The following is a 24,529-nucleotide window of genomic DNA, read 5'->3' on the forward strand; positions in this document are numbered from 1 at the left end:
ACAGTAGCACATCTTTGTGCTGCCATAAAGTCGATGGAGGCACAGGATGAGAACCGAGCCGGGTTGGGTCCGTGAGACGCTCTCGTCGCCGCGCTTTGCGCCGTACCTGGCCAAGGCCGGTGGCGACCTGGCGGCGGCGATCGAACTGTACTGGTGGAACGTGGACATCTCGGCCGCGTTCTACGTTCCTCTGCACTGTCTGGAAATGGCGCTGCGCAACGCGCTCCACCGGCAGCTCAGCGAGAGCTTCGGCCGAGACGACTGGTGGTCGGTCGTGCCCCTTCGGAAGAAGGGACCGCAGCTCGTGGCCGACGCCCGGCGGAAATTGACCGAGCGCGGCCGTTCTGGCACGGCCGACAACGTCGTGGCCGAGCTTTCCCTCGGGTTTTGGGTGTCGCTGATCAGCCGCAACTACACCCGGGACCTCTGGGTGCCGTACTTGCACAAGGTGTTCCGTCACTACCCCGGGGGCCGTGGTGCGTTGCACCATGATCTGACTACCGTATTGCTGTTCCGGAACCGGATCATGCACCACGAGCCTATCCACCACCGTCACCTGGAAGCCGATCACCGCACGATCCGCCGCGTGCTGGGTTACCTTTCGCCGGCCATGATCACGCAGCTGGAGTCCTACGACCGCGTCGAGCGGACGTTGAAGCAGCGCCCGGCGCCTCCGGAAGGTGTGGTCGATGAGTGATCTGTCGTTGACGGACATCGCGAACGGTGCCGAAGTCCGGCTGAGCGCGGTCAGCAACTGGCGAGTCCGTCACCCGGATTTCCCGCAGCCGCGTTTGGTGTCCGGGCAGGAGTGTTTCGACCAGGACGAAGTCGTGGGCTGGCTGCGGAAGCGGAAGATCCCGAAGCACCGGCTTAAGCCGGACGAGCTGCCGGGGGCTACCTACGGGGATCGCCTCCGAGTCAATGTCGGCCTGCCTGAAGAGCCGGCTTCCGCGCCCGCGCCGACGTCAGCCGGATCCGGACTGCCGTCCTTCCCGGCGCAGCTGCGGTCGGCCTTGAGCGACCTGCGGGGCGGGAACGATACTGCGTCCGCCCTCGAGTACCTGCTCGGACTCGTATACGTCAGGACATGCCGGGCCGAGGTCTGGCCGCGGATCGCCGCCGCCACCAGTTGGCCCGCGGCGCAGAATGCGCTGGCCACGGTCTCGCTCCCCGCCGCGGGCGCCCAGGCGATACCGGTTTTCCGCACGCTCGCGCAGGCCTCCGAGCCAGCCCTGTTGAGCGCGGCCCAACAGATCGACCGGATCGATTTCGGCGACACTGTCGGCCCGGAGTCGACCGGTGCGCGGATCGCTGACGTGATTCTGGCGGAGCTCGAACGACGCATGGGACGCGGTGGCGGGCAGTTCACCCCGCCGGACGTGGCGAGGGTGCTGGTCGAAGTGCTCGAACCCGGACGGTCCGATCAGGTGTATGACCCCTTCTGCGGCTCCGGCGAGCTGTTGACGGCTGTGGCTGCACACATCGGCCGCGACGCGGCTGTGCTTGACGGATGGCGCGGGCACGGGCAGGCATCGCAGACGTGGTCGTTGCTCACCAGCAAGATGAACCTCGCGCTGCACGGTGTCGCAGCCGACATCGCCGGGCCGGTGAGCGCGTTGGAGGAGGATCGCTTTCCGGACCGCCGCTTCGACCGCATTTTGGCGAACCCGCCGTTCAACGCGCACCTGGATTCGCCCGCGACCCGGAACTGGCGGTTCGGCGAGCCTCCCGCGCACAACGCCAACTTCGCCTGGCTCCAACACGTGGTGGACAAGCTGGCGCCGACGGGCCGGGCCGCGGTGATCATGCCGGCGGGTGCGTCCTCCCAGCAGGGCCGGGAGCAGAAAATACGCGGGAAGATGGTCGAGAGTGGGGTGGTTGAGTGCGTCATCGCAATGCCATCCCAGCTGTTCAAGTTCACCGGGATTCCCACCATGGTGTGGGTGCTCCGAGGCGTTGATGAGAGGCCGGGCCCGCAGCAGGTGTTGTTCATCGACGCGCGGTCACTCGGCGAGCTCGTCGGGCGCGCCGAGCGACGGCTGAGCGAGGACGACACGACTAAGATCCGCGATGAATACCGGCGCTGGCGTGACCGCCGCACATTCGACGAGTTCGAAGGGGTGCCCGGTTTTTCGCGAGCCGTCGGCTTCGAGGTGATCGGCGGCAACGATTTCAGCCTCGTCCCTGGTCGCTACGTCGGGGAAGCACCCGGCCACGTGGACGCCGGCGTCGTCACCCGAGAACTCCACGCTTCGTGGGAGGCCATCCGCGAACTCGAGGAGCGCGCCTGGGACGTCCGGGCCGGGCTCAAGTCAGCGGTGGAGGCACTCGTCGCTGGCTGGCGTCCTGAGCGCGCCGGACAGACTGTCGTACTCGGAACAGTGTGCGACGTGCTCGCAGGGCCGGGCGCGGTGTCGAGGGAGAGGCAGGAACCGGGGTGGACGCCCTTGGTGCTGCCTCGCAACATCAGGGACAACCGGATCACGACCCGGGAGTTGGAGGTCGTCCCTCCTCCGACGGCCGCCCGCATGGATAGGTACCGGTTGAAGGCGGGTGACGTGGTCAGCGCGCGTACCGGCACACTCGGTCGGTTCGGGCTGGTGACCGAAGAGCAGGCAGATTGGCTGCTCGGACCCGGGTGCGTCCGGTTCCGCCCGAACGACCAGGTGAACCCTGAGTTCCTGACTTACTACCTGAGCAGTCCCGCGGTCTTTCGATGGCTCACGGAGCGCGCCACCGGCACCGCTATCAAACACGTCAACGCCGAGACTCTGCGAGCCATGCCGCTCCGGCTCCCGCCCTTGTCGGTGCAGCGCGCGATCGTCGAGACTTTGGAACCCTTCGGAGCCGCGGCCGCACTGCACGGGGAGATCAGCGCGACCGCGGAGCGGCTGCAGGCTCTCGTGCTGCCCGTACTGATGGCACCCGAGGGGGATTGAACGCGAAGAACCCCGCCGGGAAAGCTTCCGGCGGGGTTCCTCTTCACAGCCCTCGTGTCACTCGCGCGGTCGCGGCGACGGCTTGAACGGCTTCTCCTCCACGGCGACGGCCAGCGGACGACGGCGGCCGCCCGGCATCGCGGCCACCATCACGACGCCCAGCAGCAGCATCGCGGTGCCCCACCAGAACAGCGGCACGGTGTCGTACGCGCCCCCGGTGTAGGCGAGGTTCTTGACCGGCCCCTTCGGCGCCTGGCCGCCCGCGGGCGGCGGCGTCGACGTCGCCCCGCAGACCACCCCGCCGGTCGGCGCGTAGGCACGAGCGACCTGCTCGCCGAGCGACAGCTGGGCCAGCGAGGACGGCAGGTTCTTGGCCTGGTCGTCCGGCAGCAGGCCCTTGAGCTTGGTCGTCGGCAGCAGCTGCAGGTCGAACAGGCGCGCCGACGCGCCCAGCTGGAAGCCCTTGAACGGCGTGGTCATGTTCGCGGACTTCTGGTCCAGCCCGGCGATGCTCAGCCGCAGCACGCCGAGGTCGAGCACGGTGCCCGCGGTGCTGCCGACCTGCTGGACGCCCTGGGAGAGCGTGGAGACCAGCCCGCCGACGACCGGGATGTCGTTCAGCTGCCCGAACTGGTCGCTCAGGCCCTTCAGCGGCAGCCCGATCGGAATGTCCTTGGTCGGGTGCGCAGCGTCCAGGGTGTACAGCGTCTTGCCGCCCGCCGCGATGGTCAGCACCGGCGCGGTGTAGTCCACTTTGGACGTCTTGGCGTCACCGGTGGAGGTCACCTTCAGCGTCGGCTGGCTGGCCACCTTGATGCTCAGCGCCAGCGGCGTCCCCTTGAGGATCTCGATGTCCGCGCCCTGCAGCGTCGACGTCGACTGCACGGCCTTGTTCTTCGAGCCCGGGATGTCGACCAGCTTGACCTGGGAGCGCGACGACAGCGTGTTCGGCAGGCTCAGCAGCGAGCCGGTGCCGTTCGCCGCGGTCTGGCCGCCGCCCTGCAGCAGGCCGCCGAGGCTCTGCAGGCCCTTGGTCAGGTCGAACCCGCTCGCGAGCGAGCCCGGGTCGAGCTTCGGCTTGAGCGCGTCCAGTCCGAGGTTCGGCATCGACGGGATGACGTTCAGCAGCGACAGGCTCGCCACCGACGTGCTGGCGTCGGCGATGGTGTCGACGCACGGCCCGAGCGTCGGGCTCCACCGCGCGTGCGCGCTCCCGTTGAGCACCCCGACGTTGAGCAGCGGGTTGGCCGGCCCGTTGAGCCCACCGCTGATCGGCTGCGGGTTGTCCGGCAAGGCGGTCTGCACGACGCTGCCCGGCGTCTGCGGCGCGTTCCCACTCACCGACAGCCCGAACGGCGACGCCTGCGCGATCGACTTCTCGTAGCTCAGATAGGCGTCCGAATTCGCCGACGCGCTGGACAGACCCATGCCGGCCTCGAGCGCCGACTGCTTCGGCAGGGTGTCGCCGAACCCGGGCAGGATTGTCTTCGTCGGCACGGCGTTGGGCAGCAACCGGACGATCCCGAGCGCGGTCCCGGCATCCCCGACGGCCTGCCCCAGCGGCTGCGGCCCGATCGGCGCCGAGATCGGCGCCTGCCCGGAACTCGCCGGCTGCGGAATCGGAGTCGTCGGATAGGTCGGGTCGGCGTTCGCCGGCGCCGCGCTGAACAGCAACAACGCCGCGGCCGCCGGCAGGGCCACCGAACGGGGCAGTCTTCGCCGCATGTGCCAGAGCCTCCAGATAGGTCGACCGGTGAGTGAGACCGGCGTCATAGGGCCCTAACGACGGTCCCCCCGGAAAGTGACGGCACGAGCTTCCGCTACACTTGCTCCCGTCGCCAGCGCGAGCCGGAGACATGCCGCCTTAGCTCAGTCGGCCAGAGCGATTCACTCGTAATGAATAGGTCAGGGGTTCGATTCCCCTAGGCGGCTCGTCCAGGTGGAAGGCCTCTGCCCCTTGAGGGCAGGGGCCTTTTTCTTGGCCTCGCGTGTCTTGTGGGGCTTCGCCCCACGCCCCGTCCGGGGCTCTGCCCCGGCCCCCGTCGTGGTTGCGTTGCCGGGTCCGGCGCCGGAGGGTGCGCGAAACTTTGTTCGGGGGAACCACTCTTACGGGTCAAGGTCGAGATGGCGAAGGCCCCCAGCCACGAGCCGGGGGCCTTCGGACAGCACGAGCTACTTCGGGGCTACCACCTTCACGACCGTTGCCTTGGCGTCGCCGCGGGGGGTTCGGTAGGTGATCTCGTCGCCCGCTTTGGCGCCTACCAGGGCCAGGCCCAGGGGACTGTCTGAGGTGATCGCGTCGGCGTCCTCGCCGGGGACCGTCACCACCTGGAACGTCTCTTCGTCGCCGTCCGAGAAGCGGAGGGTCACCGTTGTGCCGTCCGGGAGCTGGGAGTTGCCGTAGCCGCCGTGTTCCATCTTCGCGGCCAAGTCGGCGATCTGGCGGTCCAGCCGGGCGGCCGCTTCGGCGCGGTCGATCACGTCCGCCTGGTCCGCCGCGTCGCCGGTGCGCTCCTGCTCGCCGGGTTGCGGCGCGAGGGCCTCCCGCTGTGCGCGCAAGTTCGCGATTTCCTTCTCCAGCTGGCTGCGCGCAGCCGGGCTGAGCCCCTTGTCCCCTGAGATCACCATGCGCGCATTGTCCGCTGCGCGGACCGGGGTGGCCAATCCGGTTTTTCACCCGAAGGTCATCCGCGGGACGTCTGCCCTAGGATTCGGGGCTGCCGTCCAGTAAGAAGGTAACGAGAATCACCGTGAGCGCAGTCCCCGGTCGCAGCGACCGGCTCTCTCCCAACCAGCTGGCCAAGCAGGAGCAGATCGTCGAAGCCGCGCGTGTGGTCCTCGCCCGCGACGGCCTCGCCGGGTGCACCGTGCGGGCCATCGCCGACGCCGGACCGCTCACCAAGAGCGCGATCCACTACTACTTCGCCGACATCGACGTCCTCATCGACCGCGCGATGGCCGCCCACATCACCGCCTTCGCGGCGGGGCTGCGCGAGGTCGCCGCGAAGCACGACGACCCCCGCCGGCGGCTCTTCGCCGTCCTCGAGGAGTACCTGCGCGTCTTCGCCGCCAACCCGAACGCCGCCTTCCTGTGGTTCGAGTACTGGATCGCCGCCGGGCGCGCGCAGCACCCGCAGGCCATCGACGTCATGCTCACGTCGCTCACGGAACTGCTCGCCGAGCTCCTCGCGCCGCTCGACGTCGACGACCCTCGGGCCCGCGCCCGGGCGCTGCTGTCGTACCTGCTGGGCACCGTCGTCCAGCAGCGGGTGCGCCCTCGGCCGTTCGCCACGCTGCGTGCCGACATCGAGGCGCTCTGCTTCGCGAACTACGGCCAGTAACACCCAATAGATCCGTAGAGGTACGGATTGTGCGGTACGTCCGGCTCCGGCCAAGGTCGAGGAACCCCCGAGAGCAGGAGACGTGATGCGCACACGAACGTGCATGGCAGCGGCTGCGGCCGTCCTCTTGGTGCTCACCGTCGGCGGCCAGGCCGGTGCCGCCCAGCCCGACGGACCGCAGGTTTACGAGGTCAGCGGCACCGGCACCGCCCAGCAGCGCACCGAGGTCGCGCGGACCGGCGCCGACATCCTCGACGTCGAAGGCGCGACGACGACGATCATCGCCAACCCCGGCGAGGTCGCCCGGCTGCGCGCGCTCGGCTTCGGCGTCAAGGCGGTCGGCAAGGTGAACCGCCCGCAGGGCACCGCGACCGTCGAGGACTTCCCGGCCGGCTACACCGGCTACCACACCTACGCCGAAACGCAGACGGAGCTGCAGAAGGCCGTCGCGAACTACCCGTCGCTCGCGAAGCTGAGCAGCGTCGGCACGTCGTACGAAGGCCGCGCGCTGTCGGCGCTCAAGATCAGCGACAACGTCGGCACCGACGAGAACGAGCCCGAGGTCCTCTTCACCTGCAACCAGCACGCGCGCGAGCACCTCACGACCGAGATGTGCCTGCGCATCGTGCAGCGGCTGACCAGCGGGTACGCCACCGATCCCGCGATCAAGCGGCTCGTCGACGGCGCCGAGATCTGGGTGGTCCCGAGCGTCAACCCGGACGGCTCCGAGTACGACATCTCCGGCGGCACGTTCCACAGCTGGCGCAAGAACCGCCAGGGCCCCGGCACCGACACCAACCGCAACTGGGGCTACAAGTGGGGCTGCTGCGGCGGCTCGTCGGGCTCGACGTCCAGCGAGACCTACCGCGGCACGGCGGCGTTCTCCGCGCCCGAGACCCGGTCGCTGTCGAACTGGGTGAACTCGCGGGTGGTCGGCGGCGTCCAGCAGATCAAGACGCACATCGACTTCCACACCTACTCCGAGCTGGTGCTCTGGCCGTTCGGCTACACCTACGCCGACACCGCGCCGGGCCTGACCGCGGCCGAGGCGCAGAAGTTCCAGTCGCTCGGCAGGCAGATGGCCGCGACCAACGGCTACACGCCGCAGCAGTCCAGCGACCTCTACATCACCGACGGCAGTGTCAACGACTGGATGTGGGCGCAGCACAAGATCTGGAGCTTCACCTTCGAGATGTACCCGAAGGGCAGCAGCCCGGGCTTCTACCCGCGCGACACCCAGATCGTGCCGCAGACGACCCGCAACGACCAGGCCGTGGACATCATCATCAACGCCGCGATCACCGGCTAACCCCCAGCGGCCAGGTACGCGGCGCGCGAATGGCCTCCTTCCCCGTGGACCGGGGAAGGAGGCCACTCGCGGTTTAGGGTGCGGGCATGCCTCTGTTCTCGTTCGAAGGGCTCAGCCCGCAGGTCCACCCGGACGCCTGGATCGCCCCCACCGCCACCCTCATCGGCGACGTCGTCGTCGAGAAGGACGCCTCGATCTGGTTCGGCGCGGTGATCCGCGCCGACTTCGGCCGGATCGTCATCCGGGAGGGCGCCAACATCCAGGACAACTCGGTGATCCACGTCAACGACGGCGTCTGCGAGGTCGGCAAGAACGTCACCGTGGGCCACCAGTGCCTCGTGCACGACTGCACGATCGGGGAGCAGGCGCTGATCGGCAACGGCTCGACGGTGCTCGACAAGGCGAAGATCGGCGCGCGGGCGCTGGTCGCGGCCGGGGCCACCGTCACGCCGGCGACGGAGGTGCCGGACGAGGTCATCGCGATGGGCAGCCCGGCGAAGAAGTTCGTGCCGTTGACCGACTCCGCGCGCATGTGGGTCGAGCACAACGCGGCGATCTACCAGGAGCTGGCCCGCCGGCACCGCGCCGGGACCAAGCCGATCGATTGAGGTTGACCCTCCAGTAACTGGAAACCCTAGCTTCGGGGCATGGCTCCGAAGAAACTCACCCACCAGGTCACCCTCGAGCTCACCGCGGGCAACGCCCCGGTCGTCGACCTCGGCAAGATGCTGGGGCAGACCGGGGTCAACCTCGTCGAGATCAAGAAGGCGTACGACGCTTCGACGGCGGCCCAGCGCGGCGACGTCGTGCCGGTCGTCGTCTCGGTGTTCGAGGACCGCTCGTTCGCGCTGCGGCTCAAGACGCCGCCGACGTCGTTCCTCATCAAGAAGGCGTTGGGGGACAAGGGTTCCGCGCGGCCGGGGCACGAGGTCGCCGGCAAGCTCACGACCGACCAGCTGCGCGGGATCGCCGAGCGCAAGCTGCCGGACCTGAACACCTCCGACGTCGAAGCGGCGATGCGCACGATCGCGGGCACGGCGCGCTCCATGGGCGTCGTGGTCGTGGACTGACGTGCGCAAGCACGCGGTGGTGCCGCCGTTCCACGCGCTGGACCCCGAGCTCGGGGTCGCGGAACGGTTGCTGCGCCAGGGAAATCCGCAGCTGAGCGCGATCGTCGCGCGGCTGCCCGACGAATCCGCGGCCGCCCGCCGCCTCAACGCCGTCCTGGCGGAGGCGGGTGCGCGGCCGCGGCTCGTCGCGACCGGGACGGCGTGGCGGATCGGTTACGTGACGCCGTACGCGGGCACCGGCGAGCTGGCCGCGTACGCGGCCGGGCTGGCCGAACTCGTCGCGGTCGGCGGCTGGCGGCGGCTGAAGCGCTGTGCCACCTGCGCGCGGCCGTTCTGCGACCGGACGTCGGGCTGCACCCGCAAGTGGTGCGCCGAGCACCGCCGGGGCACTGGCTGGGTGGACTAGGCTCTTCCCCGCAGCAGCGACTGGCGCCATCGAGGTGGAGCACCACCGGGAAGCGACGACGAGGCCCGCACCGCGCGCCTGGGTGAAGGCCACTCCAGAGCCGGAGCACGCCATGACCCACCAGCCGAAACTGAACGCGCTCACCGCCGCCGACCCGCAGATCGCCGGGCTGGTCGAGGACGAAGCGAAGCGCCAGCACGACAAGATCCGACTGATCGCCTCGGAGAACTACGTCTCGCAGGCCGTCCTCGAGGCGACCGGCAGCGTGCTCACCAACAAGTACTCCGAGGGCTACGCGGGCAAGCGGTACTACGAGGGCCAGCAGTTCATCGACCAGGTCGAGCAGCTCGCCATCGACCGCGCGAAGGCCGTGTTCGGCGCCGACCACGCGAACGTCCAGCCGTACTCCGGCTCGCCGGCGAACCTCGCGGTCTACCTCGCCTTCGCCGAGCCCGGCGACACCGTGCTGGGCATGGGGCTGCCCGACGGCGGCCACCTCACGCACGGCTGGGGCGTGTCCGCGACCGGCAAGTGGTTCACCCCGGTGCGCTACGGCGTCACCAAGGAGACCGGCCGCGTCGACCTCGACCAGGTCCGCGACCTGGCCCGCGAGCACCGGCCGAAGCTGATCTTCTGCGGTGGCACGGCGATCCCGCGCACGATCGACTTCCCGGCGTTCGCGGAGATCGCCGCGGAGGTCGGCGCGGTGCTCGTCGCCGACATCGCGCACATCGCCGGCCTCGTCGCGGGCGGCGCGCACCCGTCGCCGGTCGGGCACGCGCAGGTCATCACGACGACCACGCACAAGACCCTGCGCGGCCCGCGCGGCGCGATGATCCTGTCCGACGCCGAGCACGCGAAAGCCGTCGACAAGGCGGTGTTCCCCGGCCTGCAGGGCGGCCCGCACGACCACACGACGGCGGCGATCGCGGTCGCGCTCGGCGAGGCGCAGCAGCCGTCGTTCAGCGAGTACGCGCACACGATCGTCGCGAACGCCCGCGCGCTGGCGGACGCCTTGCTGGCGAAGGGCTACGACCTGGTTTCCGGCGGCACGGACAACCACCTGCTGCTGATCGACCTGACGAACAAGGCGGTCGCGGGCAAGCCGGCGGCGAAGGCGCTGGACCGCGCGGGGATCGAGCTGAACTACAACACGGTCCCGTTCGACCCCCGCAAGCCGTTCGACCCGTCCGGCATCCGGCTCGGCACGTCCGCGATCACCACCCGCGGCCTGCGGCCGGAGCACCAGGCCCAGGTGGCGGACTGGATCGACCGCACGATCACCGCCGCGGCCGCGGCCAACGAATCCACTCTGGACGCGATCGCGGCGGAGATCCGCGAGTTCCTGGCGCCGTTCCCGATCCCGGGTTACTCCGCCTGACGCAGGATTTTCGCGGCCGCCGCGTGCAAGGCGGGCGCGGCGGCGAGGAAGCTGCCGGCCGACGGCGTCCATGGGGCGCCGTCGGCGGTGGTGACCACGGCGCCGGCCTCGCGTGCGACCAGCGCCGCGCCGGCGAGGTTGGTCGCGTCGCGGCCGTACTGCCAGAACAGGTCCAGCCGCCCCGCACCGACATCGGCGACCTGCCACGACGTCGGCCCGAGGTTCCGCACGGCGGCGACCTCGGAGAGCACGGCGGTCAGCGACCGCCCGGCGGCTTCGGCGACGCCCGGCTGCTTCACGACGAACGGCGGCTGGCTCGTGGCGGCGACGGCGGCGTCCAGCGCCGTCTTGCGTGACGGCTCGACGCGAATTCCGTTCCGGGTGGCGCCTTCGCCCCTCCGCGCCGCGTAAGTCTCCTTCAACCACGGCGAGTGCAGCACGGCCAGCTCGGGTTCGCCGTCGCGGACCAGCGTGACGGTGACGCAGTACTGCGGCAGGCCCTGGAGCAGCTGGACGGCGCCGTCGAGGGCGTCGACCACCCAGACTTCGCCGCTCGGCAGGTCGCCGAACTCGCCGGCCCACGCCGCTCCCGGCCTGACTTCGGCCAGCGCCGCCTCGAGCGCCGCGGCGAGCGGGTCGTCGATCGCACCGAAGACCTCGGAGAGCTCTTCGAAGGAGGCGGGCGGCCGTTCCGGGGCGCGGACGCCGGCGGCCAGGGTTTCCACGATGTCGATCACGGATTTCAGCATGGGTTCAGAATCGCGCCGGACCGGTTGTTCGAGGTACTCCAGCGCCACCAGATGAGCGAAAATGGACTCCGTGATGCAGCTGATGACCGAAATCGAACAGAGAGTCGTCTCCGCTCTGCAGGTCGACGGCCGCGCCGGGCCCGGCCGGATCGCCGAGGTGCTCGGCCTCTCGCCGCGCACGGTCACCCGTTCCATCGCCCGGCTTCGCGCCGACGGGCGGCTGAAGGTCGTCTGCGTCCCCGATCCCGCGCACGGCCTGCGCGGTGCACTGCTCCTGCGGGTCAAGGTCCTCCGCGGCCGGACGCCGGCGATCGCCGACGCCTTGGCCGCCCGCGACGACGTGCTCTTCGTGGACATCCTCGCGGGCGGCGAGGAGATCAGCGCCGTCGCGCTGGGCGGGCTGGACGGCCGGCTCGTGCACGACGCCCTGCCGTCGACCTCCGCCGTCACCGAGCTGCGGGCGTACTCGGTCCTGCACGTCTTCTCCGACGCGACGCAGTGGCGCACCGGTCTGCTCACCGACGCCGAAGTCTCCGCGCTCACCCCGCCTCCGCCCGGCGAAGACGTGACCCTGGACGACCTCGACCGCCGGCTGCTGGCCCGGCTGGCCGTCGACGCGCGGCTCGGGCCCGGCGAGCTGGCCGCGGAGGCGCCGGAATCGACCGTCCGGCGGCGGATCGACCGGCTCGCCGCCGCCGGGCGGATCCGGACCTACGCGAACGTCGACGTCGCGGCGCTCGGCCTGGGCGTCGACGCCAACGTCTGGCTGACCGTCCCGCCGGGGCGGCTCGACGAGGTCGGGCGGGCCTTGGCGCGGCACCCGATGGTCCACGGCACCCTCGCCACGACCGGCGTCACCAATCTGATGGCCGCCGTCTGGTGCCGGGACCTCGGCGACCTCTACGCCTTCGTGACCGGCCTCGACGTCCCTTCCGCCGAGGTCACGGTCGTTGCGCGGGCCGTCAAGCGGGCCGGGAGACCGGGCTCACAAAAAAGTTGATTGCACCATACAAGCTTCCGGGGAATACTTGGTCGAGACAAGTAGTTGAGCGGTACAAGCAACTACGCGAACCGAGGGAGACCACCATGAGCGACACCTCCACGGCGGAAGGAGCAGCCGCTACGAACGGCAAACTGAGCCACCGCCAGATCCTCACCGTCCTGTCCGGCCTGATGCTCGGCATGTTCCTGGCCGCGCTCGACCAGACCATCGTCTCCAGCTCGATGCGGACCATCGCCGACGAGCTGCACGGCCTGTCGCTGCAGGCCTGGGCCACCACCGCCTACCTGATCACCGCCACGCTCTCCACGCCGCTGTACGGCAAGCTGTCCGACCTCTACGGCCGCAAGCCCATGTACCTGACGGCGATCTCGCTGTTCCTGATCGGCTCGCTGGCCAGTGGCATGGCCACGTCGATGTACGAGCTCGCCGCGTTCCGCGCCTTCCAAGGGCTGGGCGCCGGTGGTCTGATGTCGCTCGCGCTCGCGATCATCACCGACATCACCGCGCCGCGGGAGCGCAGCAAGTACCAGGGCTACTTCATGGCCGTCTTCGGCATCTCGAGCGTCGCCGGGCCGGTCGTCGGCGGGTTCTTCGCCGGCATCGACACCTTCGCGGGCATCACCGGCTGGCGCTGGGTCTTCCTCGTCAACGTCCCGATCGCGCTGGCCGCGCTCGTCGTCGTCACCAAGGTGCTGAACCTCCCGCACACCCGCGTGGACCAGAAGGTCGACTACTGGGGTGCCGTCGCGCTGGCCACCGGCCTGGTGCCGCTGCTGATCGTCGCCGAGCAGGGCCGCGAATGGGGCTGGGGTTCCGCCGCCTCGATCGCCATGTACGTCGTCGGCGGGCTGGGCGTGGCCGCGTTCGTCTGGATCGAACGCCGGATGGGCGACGCCGCCCTGCTGCCGCTGCGGCTGTTCAAGCGGCCGGTGTTCCGGATGGCCACGCTGGTCACCGTCGTGCAGGGCGCCGGGATGTTCGGCGCGATGATGTCGCTGCCGCTCTACCTGCAGATCGTCAAGGGCGCGACGCCGACCCAGGCCGGCCTGCAGATGCTGCCGCTGACGCTCGGCATCATGGTCGCCAGCCTGACCAGCGGCCGCCTGATCGCCAAGACCGGGCGCTACAAGATGTTCGCCGTGGCCGGGATCGGCCTGATGGCGGCGGCGCTGTTCGCGCTCTCGACGATCACCGTCGACAGCTCGCTGGCGCTGGTCATGGTGATCGCCTTCGTGATCGGCCTCGGCCTCGGCGCCTCGATGCAGACGCTGGTGCTGGCCGCGACCAACGACGTCCGCCCGCAGGACATCGGTGTCGCCACCTCGGCGGCGACGTTCTTCCGGCAGATCGGCGGCACGGCGGGCACCGCGGTGTTCCTGTCGATCCTGTTCGGCACGGTCGGCGACCGGATCGCGAACGCCATCCGCTCGGCGATGACGAGCCCGGCCTACGTGTCGGCGCTGGCCCAGAACCCCGCGTTCGCGCAGCAGCTGAAGAGCGGCGGGCTGGACGTCAACGACACGTCGTTCCTGTCCTCGCTCGACCCGACGCTGGCCCGGCCGATCCTGCAGGGCTTCGCCGAGTCGATGAGCACGGTGTTCCTGGTCGGCGGGATCGTGCTGACCGTCGGGTTCGCCCTGGTGTGGTTCCTCAAGGAGAAGCCGCTCTCGGACAAGTCGGCGATGGAGCAGCGCGCGGACGCCGAGGCGGAGGCCGCTCCGGCCCTCGCACTGGCGCACTGACCCGCTGGAACACGAAGAGGCCCCTCGGAATCCGAGGGGCCTCTTCCGCGTGCCGTCAGTGGTCGGCGCCGCCGTTGGCCTTCTCCTTGGCCAGCCGGTCGGTCTCGCGCTCGTACGACCGGGCGATCTCCGCCTCGGCCTCGGTGCGGCCGACCCAGGACGAGCCTTCGACGCTCTTGCCGGGCTCGAGGTCCTTGTAGACCTCGAAGAAGTGCTGGATCTCCAGGCGGTGGAACTCGTTCATGTGGTGGATGTCGCGCAGGTGCTCGAGGCGCGGGTCGTTCGACGGAACGGCGATGACCTTGTCGTCCGGGCCCTTCTCGTCGGTCATCCGGAACATGCCGATCGCGCGGCAGCGGATCAGGCAGCCCGGGAAGGTGGGCTCCTGCACGAGCACCATCACGTCCAGGGGGTCGCCGTCCTGGCCGAGGGTGTCGTCGATGAAGCCGTAGTCGGCCGGGTACTGCGTGGCCGTGAACAGGGTCCGGTCCAGCTTGATGCGGCCGGTCTTGTGGTCGACCTCGTACTTGTTGCGCTCCCCTTTGGGGATTTCGATCGTGACGTCGAACTCCACGGCGTCCTCGCTGCTTCTTTATAGATCCGGGCGTGCCCGCGGCTCGCGGGCGGCAACCTTCATGACTGTCTTGACGTCTCCTAGTGTGGACTACGGCCTGCCGCGGGTCCGCATCGATGTCGGCCACGCGGCATGTGACCTTGGCCCCTTCCGGGGCAGGTGAGAAGGAGTGGTGGGTGCCGGAAAACGACCAGCCGATGTGGCCTTCGTCGGACGAAGACCGCTCGTCGTCGGGCGCGCGGAAGACCACCCCGATGTCGCTGCCCGAGCCGCCGCCGGGCGCGCCGGGGGAGTCCGGCGTGCCGAAGGTCACAAGCAGCGAAGCCCCGAAGGGGTCCTGGTTCGCGCCGAACGTCGCGCCCGAGCCGGTCCCCGGCCTCAACGCGCCGGCCGAGGAGCCGCCACCCCCGCCGCCCCCGGCCAAGCAGGACCTGGCCGACCGGCTCGGCAGCCGCGAGCCGAAGCGGCCGGCCGAGGCGGGCACCGAGTACATCCAGGCCGAGCCGCCGGTCGCCGAGAGCACCCAGTTCATCGAGGTGAAGCAGCCCGAGCGGACGCCGGTCGTGCCGGTCGAGCGCGACGTCTGGCCCGCCGACCAGCCGGAACGCCGCGAGGAACCGCAGCAGCAGTGGCGTGAGGAGCTGCAGCTGTGGCGCGACGAGCAGCAGCGCCGCGAAGAGCAGCTGAAGCGCGCGGACGACCAGCGCCGTGACGAGCCGCAGCGCCCGGAAGAGCCCCAGCAGCCCTGGGCCCAGCGCATCGAGCTGCGGGAGAACCGCGGCGGCGACCGCCCGGCCGAACCGGGTGAGCGCCGGCCCAACCTGCCGCCGGAGCCGCCGCGCGGGGTCGTGCCGTCGGCGTCCGCCGGCTCCCTCGCCCGGCCCCAGCGGATCGAGCCGGACGGGCAGCGGTTCGACGCCGAGGCGACCGTCGGGATCGAGCGGCCCACCCAGTTCCCCGCCGCCTTCCAGCAGCAGCCCCAGCCGCGGAACGAGCCGCCGCGGCCCGAGCAGCGGCCGCCGTCCGAGCCACCGCCCGCCGCCGAAGCGCCGCCCTCAGAGGAGCCGCCGAAGAAGCGGAAGAAGGGCAAGCTGATCGCGCTCGTCGTGGTCGTCCTGCTGGTGCTGGCCGGGGGCGGGGTCGCCGCGGCGATGCCGAAGGTGTCGAACCGGTTGGGCCTGCCGTGGGCGCCCAACGCGCCGAAGGGCGACAGCCCGGACCCGGTCGCCGCCACGCGCCAGCTGCAGGGGCCCGACACCGCCGGGACGGCGCCGACCGCGAACGGCGTCAAGTCCGTGCTGGCCTCGGCGGCCGGCAACGGCGCGCTCGGCCAGCTCACCGGCAGCGTGATCGACCCGGTGAGCGGCACCGTGCTGTGGGACCGCAGCTCCTCGACGCCGGTGACGCCCGCGTCGACGACGAAGGTGCTCACGTCGGCGGCCGCGCTGCTCTCGCTGGACCACAACCTGCGGTTGTCGACGAAGATCGTCCAGGGCGCGGACCCGGGCACGGTCATCCTGGTCGGCGGCGGCGACACGACGATCACCAACCTGCCGCTCGGCACGGACTCGCCGCTGTACCCGGCCGGCGCGCACGTCGACGACCTCGTCGCGCAGGTCAAGAAGGCCGCGCCCGGCGTCAAGAAGGTGCAGGTCGACCTGACCCTGTTCAAGGGCGCGACGACCGCGCCGGGCTGGGAAGCGGGCGACGCGCCGTCGACGTACGCGACCCAGATGGCCCCCGTGATGGCCGACGGCGGCCGGATCAGCCCCAAGGACAACAACTCGCAGCGCACGGCCAACGCGGGCAGCGCGCTGGCCTCGTCGATCGCGTCGAAGGTGGGCGCGTCGGCCGCCGGCCAGGCGACCGCGCCGAAGGACGCGAAGGTGCTCGGCGAGGTCAAGTCGGCCCCGCTGACCGAGCTGGTGTCCGACCTGATGGTGCTGTCCGACGACGTCCTCGCCGAGGCCATCGCCCGTCAGGTGGCGCTGGCGAACGGCGAGGAAGCGAGCTACGCGGGCGGTGCGAAGGCGACCATCAAGGTGCTGAAGGACCACGGGTTCGACGTCTCGGGCGTCGACCTTTCCGACGGCAGTGGCATCTCGTCGCTCAACCGCATCCCGGCGCGGCTGCTGACCCAGCTCCTGGCGGCCGCGGCGGCACCGGAGGGCAAGAACCCGGGCACCGGCAAGCTGCGCCCGGTGCTGGCGGGCCTCCCGGTGGCGGGCGGCTCCGGCACCCTCGCCGACAAGCGGTTCGACACCCCGGCGTCCCAGGCGGGCCGCGGCTGGGTGCGGGCGAAGACGGGCACGCTGACCGGGGTGAACACCCTGGCCGGGCTGGTGCTCGACCAGGACGGCCGGGTGCTCGTGTTCGCGTTCATGTCCAACGGCTCGGACACCGATCCCGGCCGGGACGCCATCGACGTGCTGGCCACCAGCCTCCGCAAGTGCGGGTGCGCCTAGCTGTAGTGACCATGGACGTTGTTGACGGTTGAGCGGCGCGTCGGGTTGATCAGAGCGAAGACCTCCGTGCATGGACGCAGGCTGCTGATCGACCGTGTCACCGCTGGACGCCCGGTTGCCCACGTCGCCGCTGAGCTGGGAATCTCCCGCGCGACCGGCCACAAAAGGATTCGCCGCCGCGCCACCACCGCCCTGGCCGAACTGGGCATCGACCACATCGAACGCGTCATGCCGACAACGCCCTGGCCTACCGCCGCTCCACGCCGGGTGTGACGCCCTCGCCGACCTCGGCGCCCAAGCCCGCTTCACCCGCCGCTACCGAACTCAAACCAACGGAAAAGCCGAACGCTTCAACCGCACCCTCGCCGAAGAAAGGGCCTACGCCCAACCCTTCACCAGCTCACACCACCCCGCCGAAGCACTAGCCGAGTTCCTGCACCGCTACAACCACCACCGAGCCCACACCTCACTCGGCGGAAAGCCACCCAGCACCCGAGTCAACAACCTCACCGGGCAGTGCGCCTAGCGCCGGGCCGCCTCGGCGACCCGTTCGATCTCGGCCCGGCGCGCCTCCCGCGCGACGGCGTCGGGCTCCCGCGCCATGGCTTCCGCGTCGAGCCCGGTCGTGCCGTCGAGCTGCTCGCGCAGGATGTCGGCGTGCCCGGCGTGCCGGTTGATCTCGGTCAGGAAGGTGACGAGGACCTTGAAGAGGGTCACGTCGGGGGACGGCCACCACGGCACGTGGCCCGGCGCGTGGAGGGCGAGCTCGCCGATCGTGGCGTCGGTGTGCGCCCACACCCGCCGGTAGCGGCCGGCGATCTCCGCGCGGGTCTCGTCCTCGGTCGCCCACAGGTCGGTGCCGCGCTCGGGCAGCGCCTCGGGGAACGGCCGGCCGAAGACCTCGCCGAAGTAGCGGGCTTCCCAGGTCGACAGGTGCTTGACCAGGCCGAGCAGGTTGGTCCCGGTCGCGGTCAGCGGGCGGCGGACGTCGTGTTCGCCGAGTCCGTCGAGCTTCGCGAGCAGCGCTTCGCGGATCCAGCGCAGCTCGTCGTGCAGGTACGCCTTGGCGTCGTCGTCGATCACGGACGCCAGCTTGCCGCACCGCGTACCTCTCCGTGTGCGAAGCGTGCGTAGATCGTGGCCGGAAACCGGCCCGGGCCAGGTAGCGTCGGAAGGGTGAGTCAGGAAACCGAGACCCGGCCCATGGTCGACTGGGCGATCGCCGCGCAGACCGGCGCGTTGCTCGTGCGCGGCGGCCCGCAGGTCCCGCGCGAAGAAGCCGAAGCAGCCGTCACCGACCTCCGCGAGCTGACGATGGAGGCCGAGGGGCACGTCCGGCAGCTGACGAACCTGGGCCTCGACCTGCCGCTGCTGCCCGGCGAAGTCGTCGACCGGCCCGGCTGGGTGCGGTCCGCCGCCGCCGGGCTCGGCGCGCTGACCGGGCGCGCGCTGCCGCAGCAGGGCGGCCCGCTCGGGCCGATCCTCGCCGGGGGCGCCGGCGTCCAGACCGGCTTGGTGCTCGCGTTCCTCGCCAGCCGCGTGCTCGGCCAGTACGACCCCTTCGGCGGCCCGGAGCGGGACGGGCAGCTGCTGCTCGTCGCGCCGAACGTCGTCGCCGCCGAACAGGCGATGAACGTGCCGGGCCACGACTTCCGGCTCTGGGTCTGCCTGCACGAATGCACCCACCGGCTGCAGTTCACCGCGGTCCGGTGGCTGCGCGACTACTTCGCCGACGAGGTCGAGCGGCTCGTCGCGGGCCTCGCGGGCGGTGGCAGCGACAGCCTGTCCGACCTGTTCGGCCGGCTGCCCGAGGCGATCAAGCAGGGGCCGAAGCTGAACCTCGCGGAGCTGCTCCAGTCACCGAAGGAGCGCGCGGTGTTCGACCGGCTGCTGGCGCTCTCGACGCTGCTCGAAGGCCACGCCGACTACGTGATGGACGCCGTCGGGCCGCAGGTCGTCCCGAGCGTCGACACGATCCGCGAGCGGTTCACCTCGCGGCGCAAGGGCGGCGGCGTCTTCGACCGGCTGCTGCGCGCGCTGCTCGGCGTCGACGCGAAGATCCGCCAGTACGAAGAAGGCGCGAAGTTCACGAAGCACGTCGTGGACGCCGTCGGCATGGACGGCTTCAACGCCGTCTGGCGCTCGCCGAACACCCTGCCGTCGCGCGCCGAGATCGCCGATCCGGCGGCGTGGGTCCGGCGCCTGCACGGATGACCGGGCCGGCGGTCGCGGCCGTCCGCCGGGCCGTCCGCGCCTTCCTGGACGTCGTCGAGGCGCCACCCGAGATCTGCGTCGCGGTCTCCGGCGGCGCCGACTCCCTCGCGCTGGCCGAAGCCACCGCGTACACCGCGCACCGCGCCGGGCACGTCGTCCGCGCGCTGGTCGTCGACCACGGCCTGCAGGACGGCTCGGCGAAGATCGCGCGGGACGCGGCGGCCGCGGCGAAGGCGCTCGGCGTCGACGAAGCCGAGGTGCGCCGGGTCGACGTGACCGGCGCCGGCGGCCCGGAAGCCGCCGCCCGCAAGGCCCGCTACCGGGCGCTTGCCGGGCACGGGCTCGTCCTGCTCGGCCACACCCTCGACGACCAGGCCGAAACCGTCCTGCTCGGCCTCGGCCGCGGCTCGGGCCCGCGCAGCGTCGCCGGGATGCGGCCGCACGACCCGCCGTGGGGACGGCCGCTGCTGGCCGTCGCGCGCGCCACCACCCGCGCCGCGTGCGCCGAGCTCGGCGTCGAGCCGTGGGACGACCCGCACAACGCCGAACCGCGCTTCACACGCGTCCGGTTGCGCACCGAAGTGCTGCCGCTCCTGGAAGACGTCCTCAACGGCGGGGTGGCGGGCGCGCTGGCCCGCACGGCCGCGCAGCTGCGTGAAGACAATGAGGCGCTGGACACAATGGCGGACGTGATCTTCACCCGCGCGGGCGGCGCCGAAGGGCTGGAAGTCGGACTCATCGAGGCCGAGCCCGCGGCACTGCGGCGGCGGGTTCTTCGCAGGTGGTTGCTGCAATCGGGTGTGCGCGAACTCACCGACGCGCACCTCCGTGCGGTCGACGGGCTGGTCGCCCGGTGGCGTGGTCAGGGTGGTGTCTGGTTGCCCGGCAACTTGGAGGCGCGGCGGGCGCATGGCAGGCTCTGCGTCAGCTCCCAACCCACCACACGAGGGGAATGACCCGTGTACGAGGGCGAAATCGCCTCCGTGCTCGTCACCGAGCAGCAGATCAAGGACAAGATCACGGAACTGTCGGAGCAGATCGCCGCCGACTATCCGGCCAACGGGCAGGGTGAACTCCTGCTGGTGGGTGTCCTGAAGGGTGCGGTCATGTTCATGACCGACTTCGCCCGCGCGCTGCCGCTGCCGACGCAGCTGGAATTCATGGCCGTCTCCTCGTACGGCTCGGCGACGTCGTCGTCCGGTGTCGTGCGGATCCTCAAGGACCTCGACCGCGACATCGCGGGCCGGGACGTCCTGATCGTCGAAGACATCGTCGACTCCGGCCTCACGCTGTCGTGGCTGCTGAAGAACCTCGCCAGCCGCAACCCCGCGTCGCTCGAGGTCGTTTCGCTGCTGCGCAAACCCGAAGCGGTCAAGGTGGACGTGCCGGTCAAGTACATCGGCTTCGACATCCCGAACGAGTTCGTCGTCGGCTACGGCCTCGACTACGCCGAGCGCTACCGGGACCTGCCCTACATCGGGACGCTGGACCCGAAGGTCTACACCGCGTAGTGCACCGGCGGAGTTCACCGACCGTTCACCGCAACTACCGGATTCGCGGAACCCCGGTGGCGAAGTTTGCGTCATAGGCTCTGATCACGTGCGTTAACCTATGCGAAGACCATTCGTGCCCGCGGTGACCGGGTCGGGGGAACGGGAGAGAGTTCTGATGGGGAACAGCAGCGCTGCCGACGCGAACGCCTTCAAGGCCGCGGCCGCGGCGGGCCAGGTCGGGATCGACCCGGACGCCGCGCAGACCGTGCTGAACAAGATCCGCACCGGCAAGGACGCGGTCGAAGCCCTGCTCAGCGGCGCGGGCACGCTCGCCCAGCCGCCGAAGCTCGGCGACAACCCGGTCGGCAACGCGATGGCCGCGAAGTTCGTGCAGCGCGCGGACGGCGGGGGCGACTCGTACGCCGCCGCGCTGCAGAACCTGCTCGACCAGTACTCGGCCGCGGAGGAGGGCATCGTCACGGCGATGTCCCGCTACCACGAGATCGACAACGCCGCCGCCGAACCGTTCCGCAACGCCTGAGTCCGAGGGGGATTTCGCAGTCATGGCTCCGAACCGCAGCGACCAGCCTTCGTCGACCACCGGGGGCTCGACCGACCCGGGCTCCCTCGTCCCGCTCGGGGACAACTCAGCGTCGCAGAACATCGTCGACAACGCCCGCGGCAGCGCCGGCGGCTTCGACATGGGCAGCGACCGCGCGATCGCGAACCCGCCGAACTGGAACGCGCAGGAAAGCCAGCAGCTCTACGCCGGCGCGGTCAACAACAACGACCCCGGCACGGCCGAGGCGACCGGGCACGCCTGGGCGCACCACGGCACCGAGCTGAAGCAGGCGTCCGACCACCTGTACAACGCGATCGCCGAGCTCGGCAACGCGTGGGTCGGCCAGGGTGCCGGCGGTGCGCAGGGCGCGCTGGTGGCCATCGCCAACTCCGGTTCGCAGGCTTCCGAGGCCGCGCACACGATGTCCGACCGGCTCGCCCGGCAGGCCGCGGCGGCCGCCGAGGTCAAGAAGATGCCGGCCCCCAAGGACTACGACCCCAAGCAGTCCATGGCGGCGGCGCTGGCCGGCGGCCCGGCGGCGCTGATCGCCGACCAGAAGGCGCAGGCGGACGCGGCCAACGACGTCAAGGCGCAGCAGGTCGCGTTCTTCAACGCCTACACCAAGTCGATGAGCGAGGTCGACAGCTCGACCCCGAGCTTCGGCCCGGAGTCGCTCGGCATGAAGCCGACGGGCTCGCACAACTCGATCTCGTTCAACGCGGTCAACTCCGTCGGCAGCACCGGCCCGGTCCAGGGGCTCCCCGGCGGCGCGGGTGACGCGATCTTCGCCTCCAGCACCTCCGGTTTCGGCGGCAACGGCGCGTTCGGCGCGCAGCACGCGGCCGGTGTGACCGGGGCGAGCCACGGCGTCCCCGGCGGCTTCGGGGCCGACGCGGCTTCGCTCGGCAGCGACGCACCCGGCGGTTCGGTGCCGGGCACGGGTACCGGTGCCGGCTCCGTGACCGGCGCCGGCCAGGTCGCCCCGGGCGGCGCGGGGGCCGGGGGCACCAGCCCGCTCGGCAAGATCGGCATGGGCCTCGGCATCGGCGGCGTCGCCGGTGGCCTCGGCGCGCTGGCTTCGCGGGCGCTCGGCGCGGGCACCAAGTCCGGCTCGAAGGCCGAGAACGACACGACGCTGGCGTCGGCCGAGGGCCAGAGCGCCGCTTCGGCCCAGGCACCGCAGCAGGGCGTCGTATCGCCCGCGGGCACCATCGGCGGCCAGCAGGCCCCGCCGCCGATGAACCCGGCCGGCATGGGCGGCATGGCCCCGCAGGGTGCCCATGGCGAGCAGGACGAGGAGCACACGCACGCGTCCTTCCTCATCGAGGCGGACCCGGACGAGGCCTTCGGTGCGAACCAGGCGACCCCGCCGCCGGTCATCGGCGCGTGGTCCGAGGACGACGAAGACCGCTGATCCTTTCGGGCCGGGCACGCCGACGGTGTGCCCGGCCCGGTTTCTCCTGGGGGGTGGCTCGATGCCGAACGCTGAGCTGCTCACCCCGGTCGAGGTGGACTTCCTGTGGGAGTCCGCCGGGCTGGGCGAGCTGCCGTACCCGCTGCGCATCCGCTCGCACGGCGAGACCGTCGACGAGCGGTCGCTGCTGCGCCGCCGCACGTTGGAAGGTCTCGTCGCGCGCGGGCTGGCCGACGGCCGCGGGCGGCCCGAACCGCACGTCGAGGACTACTTCGGCGTGCTCGCGGGCGCCGAGCTGAGCCTGGACGCCGTCCAGCTGATCGCCCCGGACGCCGAGCCGCTGCTCGCGATCGCCGGCGTGCTGGGCGGCCAGGGCCTCTTGGCCGTGCAGGACCGCCGCGGCCTGCACCTGAACCCGTGCCCGGCGGACGGCCTGGCCAGCGCGATCGTCTCGCTGCTGCCGGGTGCGCCGCGCGGCACCGAGAAGTCGATCACGGTCCCGCTGGAGCAGCTGGTCGGCGCGCACGGCGTCGACTTCCTGCAGCGGCGGGGCACCGGCGACGAGCGTTCGTCGGCGGACGAGGACCGCAAGGCGCTGGCCCGGCTGCACGCCCAGCCGCGCCTGCGTGGCGGCCAGATCGCGGCCAACGCCCGCTCCCGCGTCGGCGGCCGGACCCGGACCCCGGTGCTGAGCTGGTTCGACACCGAGACGGGCCGCTACTTCACCCAGGCGACGCAGGGCCGCGACGGCCGCGACTGGATCACGATCGCCCCGGCGGACGCGGCGACGCTGCGCCACCGCATCGGCGAGATGCTGGCGACGGCGGCGAACTCGACCGCGCCCGTCTGATCCCTCTTCCGGGCACCAGCGTCACCTCTGCCAAGATCGGGCTCCGGCTTCTTCGAAGGTGCCCCGTCCGACGATCACTTTTTGTCGGTGGTGCGGGCTACGCTGAGCGAGAGTCCGATCCGGGAGAGTAATGATGCAAGAGTTCTTCTCGCCACTGGCGTTCGACTTCCTCTGGGAGTCGGCGCAGGTCGGGGAGCTGCCGTACCCGCTGCGAGTCCGGTCGCACGGCGCGACCGAGGACGAGCGCGTTTCGCTGCGCCACCGCGTCGACGTCGAGCTGAAGGCGCGCGGCATCCGCGAGTCGCGCGGCAGGCTGGCGCCCCCGATCGAAGACGCGCTCCACCTGCTCGCCTTCGCCCCGCTGACCATCGACGCGCTGCACATCCCGCAGTTCGAGGCGCCGACGGTCGGCGTGCTCGCGGCGGCCGACGACACCAAGGGCGTGCTCGCGGTCCAGGACGCCGACGGCATCTGGCTGCGGGACGTCCCACCGGACGCGCTGGTCTCCGCGGTCGTCGACGTGCTGCCCGCCGGCCCCCGCGGCAGCGAGGCGTCGGTCACACTCCCGCTGGACGACGCCCTGCGCACGGCCCCGATCCGGGTGCCCGTGCCGCTGCCGTCGGCGGGTGAGGAAGAAGACAAGCGCCGGGGCAAGGCCCGCCGGACTCCGCTGAGCGAGCGCGTCACCGCCGACCCGCGGGAGGCGTACGGCCGGCTCGCCGGGCAGCCGCGGCAGCGCGGCGGTCAGCTGGCAGCGAACAGCCGTTCGCAGGTCGGGGCCAAGCAGCGGTCCCGCGTCCTGGCCTGGTTCGACACCGCGAGCGGCCGCTACCTGAGCCTCTCCCGCGCAGGTACGGACGGTCGGGAGTGGGTCACGGTGGCCCCCGCCGACCAGAAGACTTTGCGGACCCGGCTGGGCGAGATGGTGAGCAGTGTGTCGGACGGCACGCGATAGCGTGACCACCGAGGACGCGGGGCGGGAACCCGGGCGCGGTATCGCCCGTTGACCTGCGAGAG

The 24,529-nt window shown here is 71.1% G+C and carries 24 protein-coding genes, 1 tRNA gene and 1 pseudogene; 21 read left to right on the forward strand and 5 right to left on the reverse strand.

All coding sequences use genetic code 11. The annotated features are described in order from the left end of the window. The first annotated feature begins 46 nt into the window (after positions 1-46). Together MUY14_RS39790 and MUY14_RS39795 are read left to right on the forward strand one after the other, a co-directional pair. Entirely contained in the window at positions 47-697 is a 651-nt protein-coding gene (locus MUY14_RS39790) for a hypothetical protein (RefSeq protein ID WP_247017383.1), read from the forward strand. After that, on the forward strand, positions 690-2,939 hold the full coding sequence (locus MUY14_RS39795; protein WP_247017385.1) for an N-6 DNA methylase: 2,250 nt from the start codon (positions 690-692) through the stop codon (positions 2,937-2,939). The genes MUY14_RS39790 and MUY14_RS39795 overlap by 8 nt, the downstream gene beginning before the upstream one ends. 57 nt (positions 2,940-2,996) lie before the next feature. On the opposite strand, the gene MUY14_RS39800 is transcribed toward MUY14_RS39795, so the two are convergent. Continuing rightward, on the reverse strand, positions 2,997-4,664 hold the full coding sequence (locus tag MUY14_RS39800; protein WP_247017387.1) for a hypothetical protein: 1,668 nt from the start codon (positions 4,662-4,664) through the stop codon (positions 2,997-2,999). A gap of 133 nt (positions 4,665-4,797) precedes the next feature. Here MUY14_RS39800 and MUY14_RS39805 point away from each other — a divergent pair. After that, positions 4,798-4,871 (forward strand) — tRNA-Thr (locus MUY14_RS39805). A 240-nt stretch (positions 4,872-5,111) separates the two neighbouring features. Here MUY14_RS39805 and MUY14_RS39810 read toward each other — a convergent pair. Continuing rightward, positions 5,112-5,567 carry a GreA/GreB family elongation factor gene (locus MUY14_RS39810; RefSeq protein ID WP_247017389.1) on the reverse strand — a complete coding sequence of 152 codons (456 nt, stop codon included), beginning with the start codon at positions 5,565-5,567 and terminating at the stop codon, positions 5,112-5,114. A gap of 122 nt (positions 5,568-5,689) precedes the next feature. Here MUY14_RS39810 and MUY14_RS39815 point away from each other — a divergent pair, with 122 nt between their 5' ends. From MUY14_RS39815 to glyA, 6 genes are all read left to right on the forward strand, one after another. After that, on the forward strand, positions 5,690-6,280 hold the full coding sequence (locus MUY14_RS39815) for a TetR/AcrR family transcriptional regulator (protein ID WP_247017391.1): 591 nt from the start codon (positions 5,690-5,692) through the stop codon (positions 6,278-6,280). Positions 6,281-6,383: 103 nt separating this feature from the next. Beyond that, positions 6,384-7,589 carry a M14 family metallopeptidase gene (locus MUY14_RS39820; RefSeq protein WP_247025470.1) on the forward strand — a complete coding sequence of 402 codons (1,206 nt, stop codon included), beginning with the start codon at positions 6,384-6,386 and terminating at the stop codon, positions 7,587-7,589. Positions 7,590-7,675: 86 nt separating this feature from the next. Then, positions 7,676-8,197 (forward strand): gamma carbonic anhydrase family protein, encoded by a 522-nt coding sequence (locus MUY14_RS39825; RefSeq protein ID WP_247017393.1) that lies wholly within the window; start codon positions 7,676-7,678, stop codon positions 8,195-8,197. A gap of 39 nt (positions 8,198-8,236) precedes the next feature. After that, the gene (locus tag MUY14_RS39830; protein ID WP_247017405.1) at positions 8,237-8,659 is read left to right on the forward strand and encodes an uL11 family ribosomal protein; all 423 of its coding nucleotides are present in this window, start codon (positions 8,237-8,239) and stop codon (positions 8,657-8,659) included. Between the two features lies 1 nt (position 8,660). Beyond that, on the forward strand, positions 8,661-9,065 hold the full coding sequence (locus tag MUY14_RS39835; RefSeq protein WP_247017407.1) for a hypothetical protein: 405 nt from the start codon (positions 8,661-8,663) through the stop codon (positions 9,063-9,065). A 112-nt stretch (positions 9,066-9,177) separates the two neighbouring features. Then, positions 9,178-10,446, forward strand: a complete 1,269-nt coding sequence (gene glyA / locus MUY14_RS39840; protein ID WP_247017409.1) for a serine hydroxymethyltransferase — start codon at positions 9,178-9,180, stop codon at positions 10,444-10,446. Here glyA and MUY14_RS39845 read toward each other — a convergent pair. Beyond that, entirely contained in the window at positions 10,434-11,195 is a 762-nt protein-coding gene (locus tag MUY14_RS39845; protein WP_247017411.1) for an inositol monophosphatase family protein, read from the reverse strand. The two genes, glyA and MUY14_RS39845, sit on opposite strands and share 13 nt — an antisense overlap. A gap of 82 nt (positions 11,196-11,277) precedes the next feature. Here MUY14_RS39845 and MUY14_RS39850 point away from each other — a divergent pair, with 82 nt between their 5' ends. Both MUY14_RS39850 and MUY14_RS39855 read left to right on the forward strand, forming a co-directional pair. Further along, positions 11,278-12,195 (forward strand): Lrp/AsnC family transcriptional regulator, encoded by a 918-nt coding sequence (locus MUY14_RS39850; protein ID WP_247017413.1) that lies wholly within the window; start codon positions 11,278-11,280, stop codon positions 12,193-12,195. Positions 12,196-12,281: 86 nt separating this feature from the next. Then, complete coding sequence (locus MUY14_RS39855; protein ID WP_247017415.1) at positions 12,282-13,940, forward strand: MDR family MFS transporter; 1,659 nt, start codon at positions 12,282-12,284, stop codon at positions 13,938-13,940. 55 nt (positions 13,941-13,995) lie between these two features. On the opposite strand, the gene MUY14_RS39860 is transcribed toward MUY14_RS39855, so the two are convergent. After that, positions 13,996-14,514 carry an inorganic diphosphatase gene (locus MUY14_RS39860; protein ID WP_247017417.1) on the reverse strand — a complete coding sequence of 173 codons (519 nt, stop codon included), beginning with the start codon at positions 14,512-14,514 and terminating at the stop codon, positions 13,996-13,998. Between the two features lie 176 nt (positions 14,515-14,690). Here MUY14_RS39860 and dacB point away from each other — a divergent pair, with 176 nt between their 5' ends. The 3 genes and pseudogenes from dacB to MUY14_RS39875 form a co-directional block, all read left to right on the forward strand. Then, a complete protein-coding gene (gene dacB, locus MUY14_RS39865; RefSeq protein WP_247017419.1) occupies positions 14,691-16,979 on the forward strand; it encodes a D-alanyl-D-alanine carboxypeptidase/D-alanyl-D-alanine-endopeptidase in 2,289 nt (762 codons plus the stop codon). Between the two features lie 21 nt (positions 16,980-17,000). After that, positions 17,001-17,252 carry a hypothetical protein gene (locus MUY14_RS39870; RefSeq protein WP_396126890.1) on the forward strand — a complete coding sequence of 84 codons (252 nt, stop codon included), beginning with the start codon at positions 17,001-17,003 and terminating at the stop codon, positions 17,250-17,252. Between the two features lie 28 nt (positions 17,253-17,280). After that, positions 17,281-17,505: pseudogene (locus MUY14_RS39875) on the forward strand (integrase core domain-containing protein); the annotation flags it as partial. Here MUY14_RS39875 and MUY14_RS39880 read toward each other — a convergent pair. Next, positions 17,502-18,062 carry a DinB family protein gene (locus MUY14_RS39880; RefSeq protein ID WP_247017421.1) on the reverse strand — a complete coding sequence of 187 codons (561 nt, stop codon included), beginning with the start codon at positions 18,060-18,062 and terminating at the stop codon, positions 17,502-17,504. The pseudogene MUY14_RS39875 and the gene MUY14_RS39880 sit on opposite strands and share 4 nt — an antisense overlap. Positions 18,063-18,182: 120 nt before the next feature. On the opposite strand from MUY14_RS39880, the gene MUY14_RS39885 reads away from it, so the two are divergent. From MUY14_RS39885 to MUY14_RS39915, 7 genes are all read left to right on the forward strand, one after another. After that, positions 18,183-19,193 (forward strand): zinc-dependent metalloprotease, encoded by a 1,011-nt coding sequence (locus tag MUY14_RS39885; protein WP_247025472.1) that lies wholly within the window; start codon positions 18,183-18,185, stop codon positions 19,191-19,193. Further along, positions 19,190-20,149 carry a tRNA lysidine(34) synthetase TilS gene (gene tilS, locus MUY14_RS39890; RefSeq protein ID WP_247017423.1) on the forward strand — a complete coding sequence of 320 codons (960 nt, stop codon included), beginning with the start codon at positions 19,190-19,192 and terminating at the stop codon, positions 20,147-20,149. Before MUY14_RS39885 ends, tilS begins: the two co-directional genes overlap by 4 nt. A 3-nt stretch (positions 20,150-20,152) precedes the next feature. Further along, a complete protein-coding gene (gene hpt, locus MUY14_RS39895) occupies positions 20,153-20,704 on the forward strand; it encodes a hypoxanthine phosphoribosyltransferase (RefSeq protein WP_191312585.1) in 552 nt (183 codons plus the stop codon). Between the two features lie 157 nt (positions 20,705-20,861). Beyond that, the gene (locus tag MUY14_RS39900) at positions 20,862-21,227 is read left to right on the forward strand and encodes a hypothetical protein (protein ID WP_247017425.1); all 366 of its coding nucleotides are present in this window, start codon (positions 20,862-20,864) and stop codon (positions 21,225-21,227) included. A 22-nt stretch (positions 21,228-21,249) separates the two neighbouring features. Further along, the gene (locus MUY14_RS39905; protein WP_247017428.1) at positions 21,250-22,662 is read left to right on the forward strand and encodes a hypothetical protein; all 1,413 of its coding nucleotides are present in this window, start codon (positions 21,250-21,252) and stop codon (positions 22,660-22,662) included. Between the two features lie 61 nt (positions 22,663-22,723). Continuing rightward, the gene (locus MUY14_RS39910; RefSeq protein ID WP_247017430.1) at positions 22,724-23,512 is read left to right on the forward strand and encodes an ESX secretion-associated protein EspG; all 789 of its coding nucleotides are present in this window, start codon (positions 22,724-22,726) and stop codon (positions 23,510-23,512) included. Positions 23,513-23,642: 130 nt separating this feature from the next. After that, positions 23,643-24,467: an ESX secretion-associated protein EspG gene (locus MUY14_RS39915; protein WP_247017432.1), complete on the forward strand. Its 825-nt coding sequence runs from the start codon at positions 23,643-23,645 to the stop codon at positions 24,465-24,467. Positions 24,468-24,529 lie beyond the last annotated feature (62 nt).

This window comes from Amycolatopsis sp. FBCC-B4732 (assembly GCF_023008405.1).
Taxonomy (GTDB): Bacteria; Actinomycetota; Actinomycetes; order Mycobacteriales; family Pseudonocardiaceae; genus Amycolatopsis; species Amycolatopsis pretoriensis_A.

Bases quoted from the DNA above. Each gene is read 5' to 3' on its own strand.
- MUY14_RS39790 (WP_247017383.1), top strand. From the start codon at position 47: ATGAGAACCGAGCCGGGTTGGGTCCGTGAGACGCTCTCGTCGCCGCGC.
- MUY14_RS39795 (WP_247017385.1), top strand. From the start codon at position 690: ATGAGTGATCTGTCGTTGACGGACATCGCGAACGGTGCCGAAGTCCGG.
- MUY14_RS39800 (WP_247017387.1), bottom strand. From the start codon at position 4,664: ATGCGGCGAAGACTGCCCCGTTCGGTGGCCCTGCCGGCGGCCGCGGCG.
- MUY14_RS39810 (WP_247017389.1), bottom strand. From the start codon at position 5,567: ATGGTGATCTCAGGGGACAAGGGGCTCAGCCCGGCTGCGCGCAGCCAG.
- MUY14_RS39820 (WP_247025470.1), top strand. From the start codon at position 6,384: ATGGCAGCGGCTGCGGCCGTCCTCTTGGTGCTCACCGTCGGCGGCCAG.
- MUY14_RS39825 (WP_247017393.1), top strand. From the start codon at position 7,676: ATGCCTCTGTTCTCGTTCGAAGGGCTCAGCCCGCAGGTCCACCCGGAC.
- MUY14_RS39830 (WP_247017405.1), top strand. From the start codon at position 8,237: ATGGCTCCGAAGAAACTCACCCACCAGGTCACCCTCGAGCTCACCGCG.
- glyA (WP_247017409.1), top strand. From the start codon at position 9,178: ATGACCCACCAGCCGAAACTGAACGCGCTCACCGCCGCCGACCCGCAG.
- MUY14_RS39845 (WP_247017411.1), bottom strand. From the start codon at position 11,195: ATGCTGAAATCCGTGATCGACATCGTGGAAACCCTGGCCGCCGGCGTC.
- MUY14_RS39850 (WP_247017413.1), top strand. From the start codon at position 11,278: ATGACCGAAATCGAACAGAGAGTCGTCTCCGCTCTGCAGGTCGACGGC.
- MUY14_RS39855 (WP_247017415.1), top strand. From the start codon at position 12,282: ATGAGCGACACCTCCACGGCGGAAGGAGCAGCCGCTACGAACGGCAAA.
- MUY14_RS39885 (WP_247025472.1), top strand. From the start codon at position 18,183: ATGGTCGACTGGGCGATCGCCGCGCAGACCGGCGCGTTGCTCGTGCGC.
- tilS (WP_247017423.1), top strand. From the start codon at position 19,190: ATGACCGGGCCGGCGGTCGCGGCCGTCCGCCGGGCCGTCCGCGCCTTC.
- MUY14_RS39900 (WP_247017425.1), top strand. From the start codon at position 20,862: ATGGGGAACAGCAGCGCTGCCGACGCGAACGCCTTCAAGGCCGCGGCC.
- MUY14_RS39905 (WP_247017428.1), top strand. From the start codon at position 21,250: ATGGCTCCGAACCGCAGCGACCAGCCTTCGTCGACCACCGGGGGCTCG.
- MUY14_RS39910 (WP_247017430.1), top strand. From the start codon at position 22,724: ATGCCGAACGCTGAGCTGCTCACCCCGGTCGAGGTGGACTTCCTGTGG.
- MUY14_RS39915 (WP_247017432.1), top strand. From the start codon at position 23,643: ATGATGCAAGAGTTCTTCTCGCCACTGGCGTTCGACTTCCTCTGGGAG.